We start from the raw sequence: 21,668 nt of genomic DNA on the forward strand, positions 1-21,668 counted from the left end.
GGGTCGTTAGCTCAGTCGGTAGAGCAGCGGACTTTTAATCCGTTGGTCGAAGGTTCGAATCCTTCACGACCCACCACTCTTCTGGTAATATTGCACTCTCTTCTTTCCTTTTTAATTTTCATTCGATGGCTATAGCGTTCGCTGATCGCACTTAGGCACAAAATCTCTCTTGTAACTACCCTTGTAACTACAAAGTGCGGTTTGGCACAATATTGATTTGAGCAAAATCAATAGATTGCCAAATTAATCCGGACGGTGATGGTGAATTTGCATGATAGGCGTATAATTTCAACTTCTTTGTTTATTCTGTTTCAAGTAAAGGACAGTTGTAAATGTTCGCAATCACCGAAGCCTATAAAAACGGCTTATTTTCTCGAAAACATTGGCTTAATAATATCATTGCCGGAATTATCGTCGGTATTGTCGCACTGCCGCTCGGCATGGCATTTGCCATCGCGTCCGGCGCTAAACCGGAGCAGGGGATTTATACCTCGATTATCGCCGGTTTCTGTACTGCCGTCTTTGGCGGCAGCCGCTTACAAATCAGCGGTCCGACCGGCGCGTTTATCGTGGTGTTGTCGGGGATCACGGCGCAATACGGCATCGAAGGCTTGCAAGTTGCCACCTTAATGGCGGGGGTGATCCTGTTGGCATTTGGCTTGACCCGTATGGGCGCGATTATCAAATATATCCCTTCACCGGTGATTGTCGGCTTCACCGCCGGCATCGGCGTGATCATCTGGGTCGGACAATGGCAGGATTTTTTCGGTTTACCCAGTGTCAGCGGTGATCATTTCCACTTAAAACTGTTCCATTTAATTCAAGCGTTTCCGCAATTTCATTTCACAACCGCACTTTTAGCCGTCACCGCGTTGCTGTTGGTGCTTTACAGCAGCAAAATTCCCGGCTGCAAACGGATTCCCGGACCGTTAATTGCCTTATTGGTGATCAGCATGGTGCAATATTTATTTCAATTTGACGGTGTCCGCACTATCGGCACGGCATTTGGCGGTATTCCACAAGGCTTGCCCGAATTTAAACTGCCGACCCTCAGTTGGACAAAAATGATTGAGTTGATCGGGCCTGCATTTACCATTGCGATGTTAGGGGCGATCGAATCCTTACTATCGGCAGTGGTTGCCGACGGTATGGCGGGCACACGGCATAATTCCAATCAAGAGTTGGTCGGGCAAGGCATCGCCAATATTGCCGCACCGCTGTTCGGCGGATTTGCCGCTACCGGTGCGATTGCACGCACCGCCACCAATATCCGCAACGGCGCAACCAGTCCGCTTGCCGGCATCATACACTCTATCACCTTGATAGTCATTTTGCTGGTGCTGGCACCGCTTGCGGTACATATCCCGCTGGCAGTCTTATCGGCAATTCTATTCGTCGTGGCCTGGAATATGAGCGAGGCGAAACGCTTTGTCAAAATGATTAAACGTGCGCCGAAAAGCGATGTGGCGATTTTACTGATTACCTTCGGCTTGACGGTATTTGCCGATTTAGTGGTGGCGGTGAATATCGGTGTAATTTTAGCGACATTATTGTTCCTGCGCCGCATGGCTGGCAGTGTGGAAGTCAAACGGGTTGCGCAAGCGGATTTGTTGGCTCGCATTGGTGAAGAACCACTGCCGGAAGAGCTGTTGGTCTTTACCGTCGAAGGCCCTTTCTTCTTTGGTGCGGTTGAAAATTTTGACCGTGCGCTTGCCGATAGCCAGACTTATCCGAAATACCTGATTATCCGCTTAAAATGGGTGCCGTTTATTGATATGACCGGTATTCAGAGTTTGGAGAATGTGATTTGCAACCTGCATAAACAGGGAGTTAACGTGATGTTATCCGGTGCCAATCACAATGTCACCCAGAAACTGCGCCGCGGCGGCATTATCCAGCTGGTCGGCGAACACAATATGTTCAAACTGTTTGACGATGCCTTACGCACCGCACAAAGCGAACTGAAACAGCTTGAAGATAGTCAGGAATAAATTGCCAAGTTAAATAGCTAAGTTAAATAGTTAAGTGCGGTCAAAACCGCACTTCGCCGCTTCAAACATCACAAATTCATATTTTGGAACAGATTCAGATTGTCCGGAATCAGATAGACCGTTTCGCCGGTCTGGTAATTTTCCCGTTGAAACCGCTCTTTGGTCAGTAGGACTTCAATCGGTTGGTCGCTTTGGCTGCTTTGCAGCTCGACACGGGTCAGAAAGCCGATATTATAAATATGGCTGATCTCCCCTTTCGCCAGAGCGTTTTCGGGCTTGCGCGACAACGTCAGGTCGTAAGGGCGCACATAGGCGGTAGTCGAGCCGTGATGGTGATTGCCGTTGTGCAGCTTTCCGCTGTTTTGCCTTCCGTTATGTTGTTTAGCGCTGACTTGCGGTTTTAAGCGGTGGGCAAATTCGCCGATAATCAGACTGTCTTGTTCCAAATGTCCGTGAAAAACATTGGTATCGCCGACGAATTCGGTGACGAATTCCGTTTGCGGCGCATAATAAATATTCGATGGAAAATCCACTTGTTCCACCCGCCCTTGATTCATCACCACCACACGATCCGACACCTCCAGCGCTTCTTCCTGATCGTGGGTGACAAACACGGTGGTAATATTCAATTCATGTTGCAAAGTGCGCAGCCAACGGCGCAAGGTTTTGCGCACTTGCGCATCGAGCGCGCCGAACGGTTCGTCAAGCAGCAGCACTTCCGGTTTCACCGCCAACGCACGGGCTAAAGCGATACGCTGGCGCTGTCCGCCGGAGAGTTGATCGGGATAGGCGTTCGCCAAATGTTCCAGTTTGACCAGTTGCAGCAGCTCGCTTACCCGCTGCCGAATCTCGTTTTTGGGCGGGCGCAGGCGGCGTGTTTGCACTTGCAGACCGAAAGCGACATTATCAAAAATCGTCATATGCCGAAACAGTGCGTAATGCTGAAACACAAAACCGACTTTGCGTTGCGCGGCGCTCAGTTCGGTGACGTTGCGCTCGGCAAATCGAATCTGACCTGAATCGGCGAAATCCAAACCGGCGATAATCCGCAGCAGCGAAGTTTTGCCGCAGCCGCTCGGCCCGAGCAGCGAGGTCAATTCGCCTTGTTTCAGTTCCAGATTGATATTTTTTAAGGCGGCAAAATCGCCGAAGTTTTTATTTAAATTTTCAATAATCACAGACATAAAACGCCTCTTTTCTCCTTCGTTTTTGCGCTAAACCGCACTTTTGACCGGCAGTCGGGAAAGCATATAATCGCTTGCCGCCTGCGGTTGCTTGCGTTTTCTTTTTTGCAGATACGCCACCAGATTTTGCAGCAGCAGGGTCAAAATGGCGATCAACGCCAATAGGCTGGCGCAAGCGAATGCGGCGGTAAACTGATATTCGTTGTACAAAATTTCAACGTGCAGCGGAATGGTGTTGGTTAAATTGCGGATATGGCCCGACACCACGCTCACTGCTCCGAATTCGCCCATCGCTCGGGCGTTGGCTAAAATCGCGCCGTACAGCAGCGGCCATTTGATTTTCGGCAAGGTGACACGGAAAAAAATCTGCCAAACGGAAGCGCCTAGGGTCAGCGCCGCCTGTTCCTCGCTGTTGCCCTGCGTTTTCATGCTCGGCAACAGCGATTTGACCACCAGCGGAAAGGTGACGAACAGGGTTGCCAACACAATGCCGGGCAGGGCGAAAATCACTTCGATATCATTGGCGTCCAGCCATGCGCCGAACAATCCGTTGATACCGAACAGCAGCACGAACATCAAACCGGCGACCACCGGTGAAACCGACAGCGGCAGATCGATCAGGGTAGTGATCAGCTGTTTGCCTTTAAAATCAAAATTACTCAGCAGCCACGCCATGATCACGCCGAAAAACAGATTCAGCGGCAGCGAAATCGCGGCGACGATCAAGGTCAGTTTGATCGCATGTAGCGCTTCGGTTTGTTGCAATGCGCTGAGAAACGTCTGCCAACCGGCAGCCAGCGCCTGATAAAAGATCGCCAGCAGCGGCACAATCAGCAACAGGCTTAAAAACAACAGGCTGATGCCGATCAGCAGGCGGCGTAGCCAAGCGGCTTCTTGATATTGCGGGTGAATCATCTTCGCTTTCCTTCTCGCTAACTATTTGCTGGTGTAGTGACGGTTTAGATACCACTGCCACAGATTGATCAAAAACAGCACCAAAAAAGCCAGCAGTAACATTAAAAACGCTACCGCCGAAGCGCCCTGCATATCGTAAATATCCAGTTTCGACATAATGATCAACGGCGCAATTTCCGACACCAGCGGAATATTGCCGGCGATAAAAATCACCGAGCCGTATTCCCCCAAAGAGCGGGCAAGCCCCATGCCGGCACCGCCGATGATCGCAGGGTAAAGTGCGGGCAGAATCACCCGTCGTAAAATCGTGAAACGGCTAGCGCCCAGTGTGGTTGCGGCCTCTTCAATCGCACCGTCTAAATCGTTTAACACCGGTTGAATGGCGCGCACCACAAACGGAAAACTGACAAAAATCAGAGCAATGGCAATACCAATTGGAGTGAAGGCAATTTTAACCCCGAACAGATTAAACCACTGCCCGAACAAGCCGTTGGGCGCATACAGGCTGGCTAATACGATGCCGGCAACGGCGGTCGGCAGGGCGAAAGGCAGATCGATCAACGCATTCACCACCGACTTGCCTTTAAATTGATAACGCACCAATACCCAGGCGATCAGCGTGCCGAAAATCACATTCACTACAGTGGCAATCAGCGCCATTTTAAACGACAGCAAAATCGAAGCGATCACCCGTTGATTGCTGACGGTCAGCCAAAAATCCTGCCAACTCAACTGAATTGTGCTTAAAAACAACATGATAAACGGCAGCACTACCATCGTACCGAGCCAGAACAGGGTTAATCCAAAGCTGGTTTTAAAGCCCGGCAAAACCGCTCTTGAATATAAAATCTTCATTTTTCGACACCTATAAACACCGTTTGCTTTATCAGGGAAAGGATTCAGGTTGTCACTATGGCGGAGGAAAAGCCGTGATGCAAAGAACATAAAATTCTCACTTATTTCAAAAAGGAATAAAAATCAGGAAAGAAATAGATTTTAGTTCTTATAGTCTGAAAGCAACTAATTTATAACTTTTTATTATTTTCAGCCCCAAACAAATTATTTTATAACTATCAACCATATTGGCGATGTGGCTTCTTTTTGCCGAGCCGCAGTGAGAATAGTGGGGATTAAATGAAATTTAAACGCAAATGGAGTGCATTGTGGCTAAGTGCGGTCAGCGTAACCGCACTTGCCGATCAATCGATCCTGCTGGTGTCCTACGATGTGATTAGAGATTACTATCAGGATTATGCTCCGCAATTTATTCAATACTATCAAGCACAAACCCAACAAAATCTGAATATTGCGCAATCTTTCGGCGGCGCGAGCAAACAGGCGATTGCGGTGCGCAACGGTTTGCCGGCCGATGTGGTGACGCTCAATCAGCAAAACGATGTCGATCTCTTGGTCAAGAACGGTTGGGTGAATGCCGACTGGCAGCAGCAATACCCGAATCAAGCGATTCCGTTTAACAGCGTGACCGTGTTTTTGGTGCGCAAAGGCAATCCGAAAGGAATTCACGACTGGAACGATTTGGCGCGTGCCGATGTGAGCGTGATTTTCGCCAATCCGAAAACCTCCGGCAACGGGCGTTACGCCTACCTTTCGGCGTTGGGATATGCGCAAAAACAGTATTCTGACCAAGCGCAAACGCATGATTTTATGCGGCGCTTGCTGAAAAATATTCCGGTGTTCGATGCCGGTGCGCGCGCCGCTAGTATCACCTTCACCCAGCGTCAAGTCGGCGATGTGTTGGTTACGCCGGAAAATGAAGCCGGACTGGCTGCCCATGCGTTGGGCGATGACCTGTTCGAAGTGGTGTATCCGAGTTACAGCGCCAGCGCCGATGTGTTTGTCGCCGAGGTGAATAAAAATACCCGCCGACATCATAACAGCCAAACCGCACGGGATTTTATCGCCTCGTTATGGCAGGAACCGGCGCAGCGTATCGCCGCCGAGAACTATTTCCGCCCGACCAATCCGACGATTTTGGCTGAGTATCAAAGCCGTTTTCCAGCGCTGGAAACCTTTAATGTCAATCGGGTTTTCGGTGATTGGGCAACGATCAACCAACAACATTTTGCTGACGGCGCATTATTCGATCAGCTTTATTTACAGTAACAGTGGGACTGCGAAATGGATTATTTACCGATTTTTGTCGATTTGAAACATCGGCCGGTGTTGGTGGTCGGGGGCGGGCATGTAGCGCTGCGCAAAATAGAAGCATTGTTAAAAGTCGGGGCGCAGGTCAACGTGGTAGCCGCCAAACTGCACCGCACTTTACAACAACTTGCCGAGCAGCGGCAGATTGTCTGGATCGCACAAACCTTTGCCGCCGAACAGCTGCAACAGGTCTATTTGGTGATTGCGGCGACGGACGACAGCACGTTGAACCATCAGGTTTTTTTAACCGCCGAAGCGCAGCAGCGTTTGGTCAACGTGGTCGATGACCAACCCCGTTGCAGCTATATTTTTCCGTCGATTATTGATCGCAGTCCGGTGCAGATCGCCATTTCCAGCGGTGGCACAGCGCCTGTTTTGGCACGTTTGTTACGCGAAAAACTGGAAGCCCTGCTGCCGCAAAACTTAGGCGTGATGGCGCAAATTTCAGGACGCTGGCGTGATAAGGTCAAAGTGCGGTTTGCGCAATTAACCCAACGCCGCCGTTTTTGGGAGAATCTGTTTACCAATCAGGAATTTCAGCGCCTGAGCGAAAACCAGCAGCAGCAACAGGCGGAGCAACTGCTGCAACAACAATTGCAACGGGATTTTCCGATTCGCGGCGAAGTGGCGCTGGTCGGCGCAGGGCCGGGCGATGCCGGTCTGCTGACGTTGAAAGGGTTGCAAACTTTGCAACAGGCGGACGTGGTGCTATACGACGCGCTGGTTTCCGAACCGATTTTGGAGCTGGTGCGGCGGGACGCCGATAAAGTATTTGTCGGCAAACGGGCGGGCAAACACAGCGTTGCGCAACAGGATACCAACCGGTTATTGCTGCATTATGCGCAACAAGGCAAACGGGTCGTGCGTTTGAAAGGCGGTGATCCCTTTGTTTTCGGGCGCGGTGGCGAAGAACTGGAGGTGTTGAAAGCCGCCGGTATTCCGTTCAGTGTCGTACCGGGTATTACCGCAGCGCTGGGTGCAACCGCTTATGCCGGCATTCCGCTGACCCATCGTGATTACGCGCAAACCGCGATGTTTATCACCGGACATTGCCAACCGGACGGCAAAGCGTTGCAGTGGCAAACCTTGGCGCAGGGCAATCAAACGCTGGTGGTGTATATGGGCACGATTAAAGCCGCCGAGTTGAGCCGACAGCTGCAGGCGCATGGCCGCCGTGCCGATACGCCGGTGGCGGTGATCAGTCACGGCACGTTACCACAGCAAAAAGTGCGGTCGGGCAAGTTAAGCGAGTTGGCGCAATTGGCGGAAGATGCGGAAAAACCGGCGTTGATTGTGATCGGCGAAGTGGTGGCGCTGCAACCGCACTTGGCATGGTTCGGCGAGCAGCCTGACGACCAGTCGGGCGAGCGGAACGCGCAGTTTGTTTCGACCCACGACACCTTGTGGCAAACCGCCGTCAGCTTGCCGCCAAACCGCGAATCATGGCAGAACGTGGCGTAACCGTTCAAGGAATTCAAATAAGGAAGAGAGATGTTTAAACCGAATTTATGGCAGATTCCGCAACCGCAAAGTGCGGTCTTGGCGAATTTAAACGTACGGATCGAGGATTTGCAGCAGCGCTTGCAGCACATTGCCACGCAGCACCAACGGGTTAAATTCGCCAGCAGTTTGGCGGTCGAGGATATGGTGATCACCGATATGATCGTCAAAAGTGCGGTCGGAATTGAGATTTTTACCTTAGAAACCGGACGGCTTAATCCTGAAACCTTGACTTTGCTGGATCAGATCGAAGCCTTTTATCCGAAACTGAAACTCCAGCGCTACTATCCGCAGCCGCAGCAAGTGGCGCAGTATGTCGAACAACAGGGCAAGGACGCGTTTTACCAAAGTATCGAGCTGCGCAAACAGTGCTGTTTTATCCGCAAAGTTGAGCCTTTGAACCGTGCGTTGCGCCAAGCCGATGCTTGGTTGACCGGACAGCGGCGCGAACAGTCGGTGACGCGCACCGATTTGCCGTTTTACGAAACCGACGGCGCGCGCCAAATCGCCAAATACAACCCGATTTTCGACTGGTCGGAACAGGACGTGTGGGCATACATTTTGACCTATCAAGTGCCGTATAACGCACTGTATCGGCAAGGTTATCCGAGCATCGGCTGCGAACCCTGCACCCGACCGGTCAAAGCCGAAGAGGATATCCGTGCCGGACGCTGGTGGTGGGAAAACAAGGACAGCAAAGAGTGCGGTTTACACACCGGTGCATAAACATCAGATTCAGACTATGAAAACAAGAAAGGAAAAGGCTATGACAAACACAGCACAACAATTACAAGACGGTCATCTCGATTGGCTGGAGGCGGAATCCATTCACATTATCCGCGAAGTAGTGGCGGAGTGTGAAAAGCCGGCGCTGCTGTTTTCCGGCGGCAAGGATTCGGTGGTGTTGCTGGCGTTGGCACGCAAAGCGTTCCAACTGGAGGGACGTGATTTAACGTTGCCGTTTCCGTTGGTGCATATCGATACAGGACATAACTATCCGGAAGTGATCGCCTTTCGTGATCAGCAAGTGGCGAAATTGAATGCCAAACTGGTTGTCGGACACGTTGAGGATTCGATCAACAAAGGCACGGTGGTGCTGCGCAAAGCCACCGATTCGCGCAACGCCGCACAAGCGGTGACGCTGCTGGAAACCATTGAAGAGCACGGTTTCAGCGCCTTGATGGGCGGCGCGCGGCGTGATGAAGAGAAAGCGCGCGCCAAAGAGCGGATCTTCTCGTTCCGTGACGAATTCGGGCAATGGGATCCGAAAGCGCAACGTCCGGAGTTGTGGTCGTTGTATAACGCCAAACTGCATAAAGGCGAAAATATGCGCGTGTTCCCGATTTCCAACTGGACGGAGCTGGATATTTGGCAATATATCGCCCGTGAAAAGCTGGAATTGCCGTCGATTTATTACGCCCACCAACGGGAGGTGGTGCGTAAAAAAGGCTTGTTAGTGCCGGTGACGGCGATCACGCCGAAAGCCGCCAACGAAAGCAGCGAAGTGCTTTCCGTCCGTTTCCGCACCGTCGGCGACATCAGCTGCACTTGTCCGGTCGCCAGCACCGCCGCCACGGCGTTGGATATTATCAAAGAGACCGCGGTGGTTGAAATCTCGGAACGCAGCGCCACCCGTTTAGACGATCAGGTGAGTGAGGCAGCGATGGAACAACGCAAAAAACAAGGGTATTTTTAAGTCTGAAATCAGACGATAACGGCATTGCAAATGCTCGCCGAAGTCCCATGCAAAAACAGGGCTATTTTTAAAATGAATGTTGCACTTTGTTGAAATGACAATGTGCTTTCCCCGTCATTTTGCGTTGAGCGGTTTCGTGAATTTCAAGTTCGATTTGTACTGTTCGAGCGTAGCGAGTTTACAAATCGAACGTAGAAATTAGAAATAAGCGAAACATCAGCAAAATTTTCGGGGCGTGTTTCTTTTGCTTACTTTGCTTTGCACGAGCACAAAAGTGATCACTTTTGAGCGTTGTCTTTGACAACGACCCGAAGGGTGAACAAAATCGTTCATGATTTTGTGAATCAAGAAAAGTAAGTCGCCATCGGCGAAACACGATATGGACAATTCGCATACTGAAAATAGTCAGTAAGCAACACATTTCACCGGAATAAAAAAGGAATAACAAATGACCAGTTTAAACCAATACGCGCCGTTGCGTTTTATCACCGCCGGCAGTGTTGACGACGGCAAAAGCACCTTAATCGGGCGTTTGTTGTACGACAGCAAAGCACTGTTGAGCGATCAACTGTTGAGTTTGGATAAATCCAAAAATAACAGCGAAGTGATCGACTTCTCGATTTTAACCGACGGCTTGGAAGCCGAGCGCGAACAAGGCATTACCATTGACGTGGCTTACCGCTATTTCTCCACCGCCAAACGCAAATTTATCATCGCCGACACCCCCGGACACGAACAATACACCCGCAATATGGTGACCGGCGCTTCGACCGCCAATGCGGCGGTGGTGTTGATTGACGCTTCGCAGCTCGATTTTGCACAAAAACTGCTGCAATTGCTGCCGCAAACCAAACGCCACTCGGCGATTTTGAAACAACTGAACTGTCCGCACATCTTGGTGGCGGTCAACAAAATGGATCTGCTGCAATTTGACCAAACGAAATTCGACGCCATTTGCGCAGCCTACCGCACTTTGGCGACGCAGCTCGGCTTGCGGCAAGATCTCCACTTTGTGCCGGTTTCCGCCTTGCAGGGCGATAACATTGTCCACCCGAGCCAAAACACCGATTGGTATCGCGGCGGTTCGTTGTTAAGCATTCTCGAAGGCTTGCCGGCACACGACAACATCAGTTTTGCCAGCGACAAATTCCATTTTCCGGTGCAGCTGGTGCAGCGTTTGGACAGCGATAAACAAGACGATTTTCGCGGTTATCAAGGGCGAATCGAAGCCGGCAGCATTGCCGTTGGCGACCAAGTGCGGATCGAACCGGCAGGGCGCAGCAGCACGGTGCGGGAAATCATCAGCCCGAACGGCATAGTGCAACGTGCGCAGGCAGGGGATCAGGTGACGATCCGTTTGACTGACGACATCGATATTTCGCGCGGCGACACCTTGCTGGCGGCGAATTCAACCACCCGAGCCAATAAAAAACTGCAAGCCACATTGTGCTGGTTTGATGAACGGGCGCTGAATCCGGCGCGCAAATATCTGTTAAAACACGCCACGCAGACGGTGTTTGCCAAGATCAACAGTGTGGATCATGTGCTCGACGTACATACGTTAACCAATATCAGCGAAAAACAGACGTTGAATATGAATGACTTGGGCGAGGTGAACATCACGTTGCAAAAACCGATTTGTTGCACTACTTATCAGGAAAATATTGCCACCGGCTCGTTTATTCTGATCGATGAAGCGACTTACCACACCGTTGCGGCGGGTATGATTTTAGATTTCGAATGATGTTGAACTTGTGGGGATAATATGACGATTGAAAAAACAGCGCCTGAAAAAACAGCAAATATCGCGCTGCCGCCGGACGTGACCGAGCGCCTTGCCGCACTGGATCCGTTGCAGCTGGCGTGGTTGTCCGGCTACTGTTGGAGCGAGGCGCAAAGCAGACAGAACCGACAAAGTGCGGTCAGCAGTGCGCTTACGCCGGTGGCAAGCGCCGTGCAAACCGTACTTGAGCCGTTGCAAGTGACGATTATTTCCGCTTCGCAAACCGGCAATGCGCGCAAGGTGGCGGAGCAGTTAAAAGCCAAATTAGCGGCGACCGCACTTGAGGTCAATCTGGTTGCGGCGGCGGATTACAAACCGAAAAATATCGCCAACGAAAAAGTGCTGTTGCTGGTGACGTCCACCCAAGGCGACGGCGAGCCGCCGGAAGAGGCGCTCAGCCTGTACAAATTCCTGTTCGGCAAAAAAGCGCCGAACCTGAGCCAGACCGAATTTGCGGTACTGGGCTTGGGCGACAGCTCCTATCCGGATTTTTGTCAGGCAGGCAAAGATTTTGATGCCAAACTGGTTGAATTGGGTGCGACACGCTTATGCGATCGGCAAGATTGCGATTTGGATTATCAGGCGCTTGCCGACAGCTGGATTGAGCAAATCAGCCGCTTGCTGCAACAGAAAAATCAGACGCAAAGTGCGGTGGTCACGGCGCAAACGGGCGGCACGGATCTGCCAAGTGCGGTCAGATCGGTTTATAACAAAGAAAATCCGTTTGCCGCCGGCTTATCGCTGCGACAAAAAATCACTGCTCGCGGCTCGGAAAAAGATGTGCGCCATTTGGAAATCGACCTTTCCGGTTCAGGTTTGCACTATCAGCCGGGCGATGCGCTCGGAGTATGGTTTAACAATGATCCGGCGCTGGTCGAGGAGATCCTGCAAGCGGTTGCGCTTAACGGCGATGAAAAAGTGCACTTAAACGGCGCGGAAATCAGTATTCGCGAGGCGCTGATCAATTCGTTGGAGATCACGCAAAACACCCCGCACTTTGTCAAAGGTTATGCCGATTTAGTCGGCAATAGCGAGCTGAACCAACAGGTGAAAAGTGCGGTTGCGATTCAACATTATATCCAAACCACACCGATTATCGGCGTGTTACAAGCCTATCCGTTCACTTTGAGTGCAGAGCAACTGCTCGGTTTGCTGCGTCCGTTGACCCCGCGTTTGTATTCGATCGCCTCGGCACAAGAAGAAGTGGGTGATGAGGTGCATTTGACGGTGGGCGTGCTGCGTTATGAGCATGCAGGCAAAATTCGCTCCGGCGGCGCATCGAGCTATCTGGCGGATCGGGTCGAAGAGGACGGCGAAGTGCGGGTGTTTATCGAGCATAACGACAATTTCCGTCTGCCGCACGACAACAGTACACCGATTATTATGATCGGCTCCGGCACGGGCATTGCGCCGTTCCGTGCGTTTGTGCAGCAGCGTGCGGCACAACAGGCGAGCGGTAAGAACTGGCTGATTTTCGGCAATCAGCATTTCACCGACGATTTCTTGTATCAAATCGAATGGCAGTCGTTTGCCAAAGACGGCTATCTGCATAAATACCATTTTGCCTGGTCACGGGATCAAGCGGAGAAAATTTATGTGCAGCATAAAATCCGCCAAGAAGCCGCCGCACTGTGGCAGTGGTTGCAGCAAGGGGCGCATATTTATGTCTGCGGCGACGCTTCGCGTATGGCGAAAGATGTCGAGCAGGCGCTGCTGGAGGCGATCTCCGAGCAGGGCGGCTTGAGTATGGAAGAGGCGGACGAGTATTTGGACGAATTAAGACAGAACAAACGTTATCAACGTGATGTTTATTAACCGGATTAAGATTGGAGTGAACCATGAGCGATAAAAAAACACCCGCCAAAGCGGTGGAATGGCAAGATAAACCGTTAGCCGATAACGAGCGTTTGAAAGGCGACAGCGACTATTTGCACGGCACGATTGCACAGGATTTAAGCGAGCAATTGACCGGCGGTTTCGTCAAAGATAATTTTCAGTTGATCCGTTTTCACGGCATGTATGAACAGGACGATCGCGATATCCGTGCCGAACGTTTGGAACAGAAACTGGAACCGAATAAAAACGTGATGTTGCGCTGCCGTTTGCCGGGCGGCATTATTGCGCCGAAGCAGTGGCTGGGGATTGATCAGTTTGCCAGCGAACACACCAACTACGGCAGTATCCGTTTAACCAATCGGCAGACTTTCCAGTTTCACGGCGTGCTGAAACAGAACATCAAGCCGATGCACCAATGGCTGCACCACTTGGGCTTGGATTCGATCGCCACTGCCGGCGATGTCAACCGCAACGTGCTGTGCACCTCCAATCCGGTGGAAAGCGATTTGCACCGCGAAGCCTACGAGTGGGCGAAGAAAATCTCCGAACATCTGCTGCCGAAAACTACCGCCTATGCCGATATTTGGCTGGACGGCGAGAAAGTGTTTACCACCGAACTGTCCAAACCGCTGTTGAAAGAGTCCAGCGATAAAACCGAGCCGGTGTTAGGCAAAAATTACCTGCCGCGCAAATTTAAAACCACGGTGGTGATTCCGCCGCACAATGATGTCGATCTGCATGCCAACGATCTGAATTTTGTCGCCATCGGCGAAAACGGCAAATTGGTCGGCTTTAACGTGCTGGTCGGCGGCGGTTTGTCGATGGAACACGGCAATCACAAAACCTATCCGAATACCGCACGCGAATTGGGCTTTATCGGCTTGGACAAGGTGTTGGCGTGCGCCGAAGCGGTGGTGACTACGCAACGGGATTGGGGCAACCGCAGCGATCGCAAAAACGCCAAATTGCGCTACACCCTTGAACGGGTTGGCATGGAAACCTTTACCCAAGAGATCGAAAGCCGCATGGGTGCCAAACTGGACGCGATCCGCCCGTATCACTTTAATGAACGCGGCGATCGGATCGGCTGGGTGCAAGGGGAAGATAAAAAATGGCATTTGACCCTGTTTATCGAAAACGGACGCTTGCTGGATTTCCCGAACCGTCCGTTAAAGCGTGGTATGCGTGAAATCGCTAAAATCCACAAAGGCGATTTCCGCCTGACCGCCAACCAAAATCTGATTGTCGCCGGTGTGTCCGCCCGTGATAAAGCCAAAATCGAGCAGATTGCCCGTGAATACAAACTGATCGACGACAGCGTGACGCCGCAACGGGAAAACAGCATGGCGTGCGTTTCTTTACCGACCTGTCCGTTGGCGATGGCGGAAGCCGAGCGTTTTCTACCGCACTTTATCGATCAAATCGACGGCTTAATGCAAAAACACGGTGTGGGCGACGAGCATATCGTGCTGCGTGTCACCGGTTGCCCGAACGGTTGCGGTCGTGCGATGTTGGCGGAAATCGGTTTGGTCGGCAAAGCGGTCGGACGTTATAATCTGCACGTCGGCGGCAACTTGGCAGGCACGCGCATTCCGCGCCTGTTTAAAGAGAACATCACCGAAACGGAAATCCTACAGATCTTGGATAACTGGATCGGCGACTGGGCGCAACACCGTCAATCCGGCGAAGGTTTCGGCGATTTTGCCATTCGTAGCGGCATTATCAAACCGGTGGTCAATGCTGCGATTGATTTTTGGGACGTGACGAAAGTCGCTTAAGATATTGTAACCCCTTTTCTTGCCTAACCGCACTTTACATTAAGCTAAGCGCTGCTACTGTCAGCGTAAATGTAAAGTGCGGTTTTTTTCTGCCGATAATAAATCTCAATTATCGTGGACTATTCCGCTTGCCGATTTGTGTGCTTATTTCAGCTAGTGTTATCTTTCTTCTTTTCTTTGATCTTGGTCACAAAATTACAATTCATCTGCTTGATTCCGCATAGATAATCTGTTCTAATTCGCCACCCGTATACTAATGATAATAGTTATCATTAGTAAATTTATTATAAAAATATATCCTCAATTATTTCAGGTGTTACAATGCGGAAGAAAAAATCAGTAAGTAAATGTTTTAAGATCAATCAGTTAAGCTATATGATTGCTTATGCGCTATTCGGTAGTTTTGGGACGTCGCTTATCGCTCATGCTAACGAGGAACTGGAGGAGATCCAAGTAGTCAGCAAAGTGGCGGGGGAGAGCAGTAAAGCCCAGCGCAGTTTGACCAGTGTAGTAAAAACGGCTGAACAAATTAAGAAAGAGCAGGTCAGTGATATTCGTGATCTCACTCGTTACGATCCCGGCGTTGCAGTAAACGAGCAAGGCTCCGGTGCGTCCGCCGGTTATTCTATCCGCGGAGTTGATCGTGATCGTGTTGTGATTAGTGTTGACGGTATTCCGCAAATGCAACATTATGCGCCGCAATGGCGTAATTTAGGGCGTTTTAGCGGTGCGAAAAATGAGATCGAATTTGAAAATATTAAATCGGTCGAAATCAGTCAGGGCGCCAACTCGGTGCTAAGCGGCAGCGGCGCCTTGGGCGGGGCGGTAATGTTCACATCCAAAGGGCCTGAAGATGTTATTAAACCGGGGCAAAATTACGGGCTTGATATCACAAACAGTTATAGCAGCAAAGATGCGCGCTGGAGCAAATCTATCGCTGCCGCCGGCAAAGCTGGCGGTTTTTCCGCTTTGTTGCAATATACCCGTCGTGACGGACATGAAATTAAGTCGCACAAAAATACGCCGAACCGGACGCTCAGCAGAATGTATCCGGGTGAAGCGCAATATGAGGATCTGCGCGCAGGCGGTTGGAATGTGACGCGTCCGGCTCATTTTCCTCAAAGTGAAAGATGTTTGTACCGAAGTGAACCTTGGGACTGTTTCGGAACAGTAAATCTTGCGCCTAATGATGTGTACGGAGAAACCCGTAATGCCGTCGATCCGATGGATTATCGCTCCGATTCTTGGTTCGGCAAATTCCAATATGAATTCAACCCGTCGCATAAAGTTGGTTTTTTATTTGAAGATACCAAGCAATTGCGCGAAATTGAAAACCGCTCTTATGCGCGTATCTTTCCAAGAATTGCTGATCGGGCATTTTGGCATAATAGCGGAGAGCCTAATGTCGAATATAACCACTCCTTTTCTTATCAAACGTTGTTCCCCCGCTATGATTTTATTGACCATGACCATAGTAAAAAACGCTATGGCATATTTTATGAATATACCCCTGAAAACCGAAATGCCTGGATTGATAAATTGAAAATTGATCTGGATAAAGATCAAACAACAATGATTACCCGCCATACGATGTCAAGATGTACTTTGCGCGGAGAAAAACCGAACCGGGATTGTGACATTTACGAATACAAAGGCCCAATGCGCAATATCGGTATTTGGGAGGCGACAGGTAGCAATAACCATATTGATTTCCAAAATTGGTGGCGTAGCCGGACAGCACTTAAGGAGACCCATAAACGGGCGCGCTTTACCGCACAAAAATCATGGGAATATTTTGGCATTAAGCATGATATTGATTTTGTCGCTGGTTTGGGACGCTCGAAATTTGATTTAAATGAAATTCACTTGCGTAAAGGTTATTATCAACCGAAAGTGACTTTACAATCCACGACATTGCCGATTGTGCTACTCACGCCGGAAGTGGATACCGACAGACTTTCGCCGAGCAATCAGCCGATTCATGGAAAATCCTACTATGTCGGTATAAGTAATAATTGGCAGATCGGAAAATATTTGGATTTGATGGGCGGCGTGCGCTATGACAGCCATAAATTCGACTCCAGCTTGCCACATTTTAAAAATACTCGCTACAGCAAAGTTTCATGGGCGGCAGGGGCAAGTTTACATTTAAGCGAGCATTTGTCACTGAATTATAAATCCAGCACCGGATTCCGCGTTCCGAATGCACAAGAAATGTATGGTGATGATCTGCTGCGTAGTAATGAAAAAGAGTTTAAAAGACCATTGGCGGAACGTCAGAATATCAAACAAGAAGAAGCGCTAAATCATGAAATCGGCTTTGATTTACATGGTGATGTGGGTTATTTGGTTGTGAATGTTTTCCGCACCGATTACAAAAATTTTATCACCGAAAGATCGAAAAAAGTGGTTATTCGGCCGGAGCCCCCATTTCCGCCGTTTCGTCACAGATTTAGTCCGTTTGAGTTGGGCGTTCACTACATCGGTAATCAAAAAGAAGCGTTTTCGGAGGGGTTTAACATTCGCGGTATGATCGATTTTCATCGGGTATGGAGTCGTATTCCGGCAGGATTCAGCGGCATGGCGGCATATAGTAAAGTGCGTCCGCGCAAGATGGGGAAAGTGTCGGGTGATAAATCAAATCATCTTGAAACCAGTTATGCTATGGATACCTTACAACCGGCGAAAACTGTTTTGGGACTGGATTATGATGCGCCTTCCGGCAAGTGGGGGCTCGGTACACGTTTCACCCGCTCGGATGCCAAAAATTCCAAGGAATTAAAAGTTATCGTGCCGAACCTAGATATCCGAGGGGGAAGTCAATCCCAGATTATAAGGAAAGTCAGCAAGTCTTGGTATACATGGGATCTGATGGGCTATGTTGAAATTGGCAAACATGTCACTTTGCGCGGCGGAGTATATAATTTGATGAATGCCAAATATACGACTTGGGAGACATTACGCCAATTGGGTGCGGAAGGCGTTTCGACTGCCGAGCCGATTACGGTTAGCGGCGTGGGATATGACCGTTTGACCGCTCCGGGGCGAAACTATGCCCTTAGCCTTGAAGTGAAGTTTTAAGTGATTGAGTAAAGATTCCGGAATTGAAATTAGGAAAAAGAATGAAAAACAGAAAATTAATCAAGACTATTTCTAGCATAATCATTGGTTCGGCATGTATCGGCTTAACCGCCTGCGGCGGCAATGGCGGGGTAGTTGATCCGGCGGCGAACGTAGTGGTAGCTAAGCCAAAACCAAAACCGAAACCAAAACCTGTAGAGGTTTTCGAAGACGTTCCTTTGAAAGCGGCAAATAAGGCTAATCCGACAAAGGGGGAAAAAAACTTTCTGTCTGCGGAATTTGGGAAAACAACAGGCGGCGAAGAGGGACAGATTATCTATTATGACGAGTCAGGCAATCGTTTGAGTAATGAAGTCAAAGTCAGTACCACCGGAAAAAAAACATTCACCGGCTTAAGAAAAGCGATTTATGATGACAAAGGAAAACTAAAAGGTTTTAGTATAGGACATCGTAAAGATTTTGAGATGTTTAACGATACGTTTGAAAATAAAAAATTAACCACGGTTACGACTTATCAAGGGGATTTGGAGACGGCGTATATTTATGATGCCGGTTTAAAAGCCGGGGGGCAATATGCTGGTGTTTATGCCACAACAAAAGAGGCATATACGGCTTATTTTTGGCGCGATCCTGCCGTAGCCGGCTGGAATTATCAAACGTACGGTGCTTTTGATAAACAAGGTTTCGAACTTGACACGCAACTGATTTATCAGACGGTCGGAGAAGCCACAGCGTCAGTGCCGACAGAAAAATCAGCGGTTTATAAAGGGATATCCAGCGGAAGCTACGGTAAAGCGGGAGACTATAAAGGCGGTACTACTGCCGATGTCACGGTGAATGTCGACTTTGATAAACGCACTTTTGATTTTAAGACTGAAAATACCAAAAGCTATGCGTTGGAGATCACCGGCAATACAGCGAAGCTGGCCGACGGTGTGAGCCGCGAAGATTTAAATCTGGTTGGTCAGGGAAATTGGGTTAGGGGTAAGAATACTTTTGAAGGCATAGCCAGAACGACGGATCGTAAATTGGATGGCATTCTGCACGGTACTTTCTATGGCCCGAACGCCGATGAAGTCGGCGGTGTATTCGGTGTGCAACAAAAATTTAAAAATGGGCTTGATGAACCGCGTGATTACTATATCGGCGCATTCGGTGCGCGCCGCGAATAAACCGCACTTTTGAACCGTGTGATACAACAAGGGATGTAAAATCCCTTGTTTTCTTTTCTTTTCCGTTGGACAGATTATGCGTTTTTTTCGATTATTACTCTCAGCCACCGCACTTTTGAGTGTGTTTTCCATTGCGCAGGCACAAAGTGCGGTTTCAGCACCTCAGGTTGCCACCGAATATTTACCTCAACCGCAGGACTATCTGCGGCAAACCATACTTAACGATTTGCAGTCGCCGCAGACGGCTTACCAACCTGCGCAACAGCTTGTCATGCTGGAAAACCAACTATTGCCTACCGTATTACATTTGATGAAACAGCGGCAGTGGCTACAGGCGAAATCGATCCTGACACCGTTATTAGAAACGCAGCCCGCTTCATTGCATGCGCTGTTTCTTGCCGGGCAAATTGCCGAACAGCAGCAAGATTGGCAAAGTGCGGTAACGTATTACCGTCAAATGTTGGCGATTGACCGCACTTTGCAGCGTCCCCGTTTGGAGCTGGCGAAAGCATTGGCAAAATCGGGCGAGATTCAGGCGTCGGAATATCAGTTTAATTTGGCGCTGAGTCAAAAATTACCGCCGCAGGTTGAAAATAATGTCTTTTCTATTTTGCAAAATCTGAAAGCGGAAACGTCCTACCTGAATGTGCAGTTTGCTTTCATGCCGAGCAGCAATATCAATCAAGGCAGCCGGCAACGTACGGTGATGATCCGAGGCGTCAGCCATGTCTTGAGCGAAAGCAGCCGTGCCAAAAGCGGGGTCGGCGTGCAGCTTGCCATAGACGGTGAAAAACGCTTTGGTAACGAATATAAATGGTTTATCAACGGGGCTTTGCTCAATTTGGATTATGCCAACCGCCATAGTGATCAGACGGTTAGCCGTTTGATGATCGGGCGCAGCTTCGGCAACCAGCGCCATGCTTGGGATATTGCTGTGGGCGGTCACCATGTGTTGTATCAGCACAAAGGTTTGTATCAAGGAATGCTCGGACGTGTGAATTATGCTTGGCGGATCAAACCGGATTGGAAATTGTCATTGGGTTGGGAAACCCAGCAGTTGCACTATCAACCGCAATACGCTTATCAGCGCGGCTGGCAACACTGGTTTAACGCCAATCTCAGCCATGTGGTCAACGGTCGCACGATTTATTATTGGGGCGTGCAACAAGGCTTTAATCAGGCGAAAGAACGCAACTATTCCAACCGCACTTTGACGCTGCAAACCGGTGTACGCCATCAGTTTGACTTTGCACAATTGACAATGGGCGCAAATTTGGCTTACGGCAGAACCGATTATCGTGATGTGGTGCCGTTTTTGGATATGATCCGCCATGATAAACGTTGGAGCGGCAGTGTGGATATTTTGAAACGTGATTGGTCGTGGCTGGGGTTTGCGCCGCGCTTATCGTTGCATTACACTGATAACCGTTCCAATACCGGAATTTACAGCTATAAAAACAAGCAAGTGCGCTTGAGTTTTTCCAAAGAGTTTTAGCGTAGAAGTTGAGTGTAAAATAAACCCGTGATTTGACATCACGGGTTTGATGTTTGGCGTGGATGAATGCCGCTCGATTAATCAAACATCGCCGAGATTGATTCTTCGTTATTGATACGGCGGATTGCTTCGGCCAACATGCCGGACAGCGTCAGCACCCGCACTTTGTTCAGTTCTGCGATTTCCGGTGCAAGTGGAATGGTGTCGGTGACCACGATTTCATCAATCGCGCCGCCGGCGATATTTTGTGCCGCGTTACCGGAGAAAATCGGGTGGGTGGCGTAGGCATAGACCCGACGTGCGCCGCGTTCTTTCAACGCATCGGCGGCTTTGCACAAGGTGCCGCCGGTGTCGATCATGTCGTCAACCAAAATACAGTCGCGGCCGGCAACCTCACCGATAATGTGCATCACTTGCGATACGTTGGCACGCGGACGGCGTTTGTCGATGATCGCCATGTCGGTGTCGTTGAGCAGTTTGGCAACGGCACGGGCACGCACTACGCCGCCGATATCCGGCGAAACCACGATTGGATTGGTCAAATCGGTTTTTTTGACGATATCGTTGATTAATACCGGCGAGCCGAACACATTGTCCACCGGTACATCAAAGAAGCCTTGAATTTGTTCGGCATGCAGATCGCAGGTCAAAACCCGATCAATCCCGACGCTGGAGAGGAAGTCGGCAACCACTTTCGCCGTAATAGGCACACGCGCGGAACGCACGCGGCGATCTTGGCGGGCATAACCGAAATACGGAATCACGGCGGTGATACGGCCGGCAGAAGCACGGCGCAGGGCGTCAACCATCACAATCAATTCCATCAGGTTATCATTGGTCGGTGCACAGGTGGATTGAATGATGAAAACGTCGCTGCCGCGTACATTTTCATTGATCTGAACATTGATTTCCCCGTCGCTGAAACGACCGACGGTCGCTTTACCGAGAGAAGTATATAAACGTTCGGAAATTTTTTGCGCCAGAGCCGGTGTGGCGTTTCCGGCAAAAAGCTTCATGTCAGGCATGGTTTAACCCCAGGTTGGATATTGAAAAATTATGATTGCTCCGCAA

15 protein-coding genes and 1 tRNA gene are annotated in these 21,668 nt (G+C 49.9%); 12 read left to right on the plus strand and 4 right to left on the minus strand.

Features of this window, described 5'->3' with window-relative positions:
* Together B8880_RS03240 and B8880_RS03245 are read left to right on the plus strand one after the other, a co-directional pair.
* Positions 1–76: transfer RNA gene (locus tag B8880_RS03240), tRNA-Lys, on the plus strand.
* A 256-nt stretch (positions 77–332) separates the two neighbouring features.
* Complete coding sequence (locus B8880_RS03245; RefSeq protein WP_084255989.1) at positions 333–1,991, plus strand: SulP family inorganic anion transporter; 1,659 nt, start codon at positions 333–335, stop codon at positions 1,989–1,991.
* Between the two features lie 68 nt (positions 1,992–2,059).
* On the opposite strand, the gene B8880_RS03250 is transcribed toward B8880_RS03245, so the two are convergent.
* From B8880_RS03250 to cysT, 3 genes are read right to left on the minus strand one after another with little or no spacing between them, the layout of a single operon-like run.
* Complete coding sequence (locus B8880_RS03250; protein ID WP_084255990.1) at positions 2,060–3,175, minus strand: sulfate/molybdate ABC transporter ATP-binding protein; 1,116 nt, start codon at positions 3,173–3,175, stop codon at positions 2,060–2,062.
* 30 nt (positions 3,176–3,205) lie between these two features.
* Positions 3,206–4,090 carry a sulfate ABC transporter permease subunit CysW gene (gene cysW, locus B8880_RS03255; protein ID WP_084255991.1) on the minus strand — a complete coding sequence of 295 codons (885 nt, stop codon included), beginning with the start codon at positions 4,088–4,090 and terminating at the stop codon, positions 3,206–3,208.
* A gap of 21 nt (positions 4,091–4,111) precedes the next feature.
* Positions 4,112–4,945 (minus strand): sulfate ABC transporter permease subunit CysT, encoded by an 834-nt coding sequence (gene cysT / locus B8880_RS03260; RefSeq protein WP_084255992.1) that lies wholly within the window; start codon positions 4,943–4,945, stop codon positions 4,112–4,114.
* 279 nt (positions 4,946–5,224) lie between these two features.
* On the opposite strand from cysT, the gene B8880_RS03265 reads away from it, so the two are divergent.
* From B8880_RS03265 to B8880_RS03310, 10 genes are all read left to right on the plus strand, one after another.
* Positions 5,225–6,214, plus strand: coding sequence for a sulfate ABC transporter substrate-binding protein (locus B8880_RS03265; protein ID WP_084255993.1), 990 nt, complete (start codon positions 5,225–5,227; stop codon positions 6,212–6,214).
* Between the two features lie 15 nt (positions 6,215–6,229).
* Positions 6,230–7,717, plus strand: coding sequence for a siroheme synthase CysG (gene cysG / locus B8880_RS03270; protein WP_084255994.1), 1,488 nt, complete (start codon positions 6,230–6,232; stop codon positions 7,715–7,717).
* A 30-nt stretch (positions 7,718–7,747) separates the two neighbouring features.
* The gene (locus B8880_RS03275) at positions 7,748–8,482 is read left to right on the plus strand and encodes a phosphoadenylyl-sulfate reductase (RefSeq protein WP_084255995.1); all 735 of its coding nucleotides are present in this window, start codon (positions 7,748–7,750) and stop codon (positions 8,480–8,482) included.
* A 40-nt stretch (positions 8,483–8,522) separates the two neighbouring features.
* Complete coding sequence (cysD, locus tag B8880_RS03280; RefSeq protein ID WP_084255996.1) at positions 8,523–9,452, plus strand: sulfate adenylyltransferase subunit CysD; 930 nt, start codon at positions 8,523–8,525, stop codon at positions 9,450–9,452.
* Positions 9,453–9,900: 448 nt separating this feature from the next.
* Positions 9,901–11,196: a sulfate adenylyltransferase subunit 1 gene (locus tag B8880_RS03285; protein ID WP_084255997.1), complete on the plus strand. Its 1,296-nt coding sequence runs from the start codon at positions 9,901–9,903 to the stop codon at positions 11,194–11,196.
* Positions 11,197–11,217: 21 nt separating this feature from the next.
* Complete coding sequence (gene cysJ / locus B8880_RS03290; protein ID WP_084255998.1) at positions 11,218–13,050, plus strand: NADPH-dependent assimilatory sulfite reductase flavoprotein subunit; 1,833 nt, start codon at positions 11,218–11,220, stop codon at positions 13,048–13,050.
* 23 nt (positions 13,051–13,073) lie between these two features.
* A complete protein-coding gene (gene cysI / locus B8880_RS03295) occupies positions 13,074–14,849 on the plus strand; it encodes an assimilatory sulfite reductase (NADPH) hemoprotein subunit (protein WP_084255999.1) in 1,776 nt (591 codons plus the stop codon).
* Between the two features lie 321 nt (positions 14,850–15,170).
* On the plus strand, positions 15,171–17,930 hold the full coding sequence (locus tag B8880_RS03300) for a lactoferrin/transferrin family TonB-dependent receptor (RefSeq protein ID WP_084256000.1): 2,760 nt from the start codon (positions 15,171–15,173) through the stop codon (positions 17,928–17,930).
* A 41-nt stretch (positions 17,931–17,971) separates the two neighbouring features.
* Entirely contained in the window at positions 17,972–19,102 is a 1,131-nt protein-coding gene (locus B8880_RS03305; RefSeq protein ID WP_084256001.1) for a transferrin-binding protein-like solute binding protein, read from the plus strand.
* 76 nt (positions 19,103–19,178) lie between these two features.
* Positions 19,179–20,597, plus strand: a complete 1,419-nt coding sequence (locus tag B8880_RS03310) for a surface lipoprotein assembly modifier (RefSeq protein ID WP_084256002.1) — start codon at positions 19,179–19,181, stop codon at positions 20,595–20,597.
* 77 nt (positions 20,598–20,674) lie between these two features.
* Here B8880_RS03310 and B8880_RS03315 read toward each other — a convergent pair whose 3' ends face one another.
* Positions 20,675–21,622 carry a ribose-phosphate pyrophosphokinase gene (locus B8880_RS03315; protein WP_084256003.1) on the minus strand — a complete coding sequence of 316 codons (948 nt, stop codon included), beginning with the start codon at positions 21,620–21,622 and terminating at the stop codon, positions 20,675–20,677.
* Positions 21,623–21,668 lie beyond the last annotated feature (46 nt).

It is taken from the genome of Pasteurella testudinis DSM 23072 (assembly GCF_900176075.1).
Classification (GTDB): Bacteria; Pseudomonadota; Gammaproteobacteria; order Enterobacterales; family Pasteurellaceae; genus Chelonobacter; species Chelonobacter testudinis.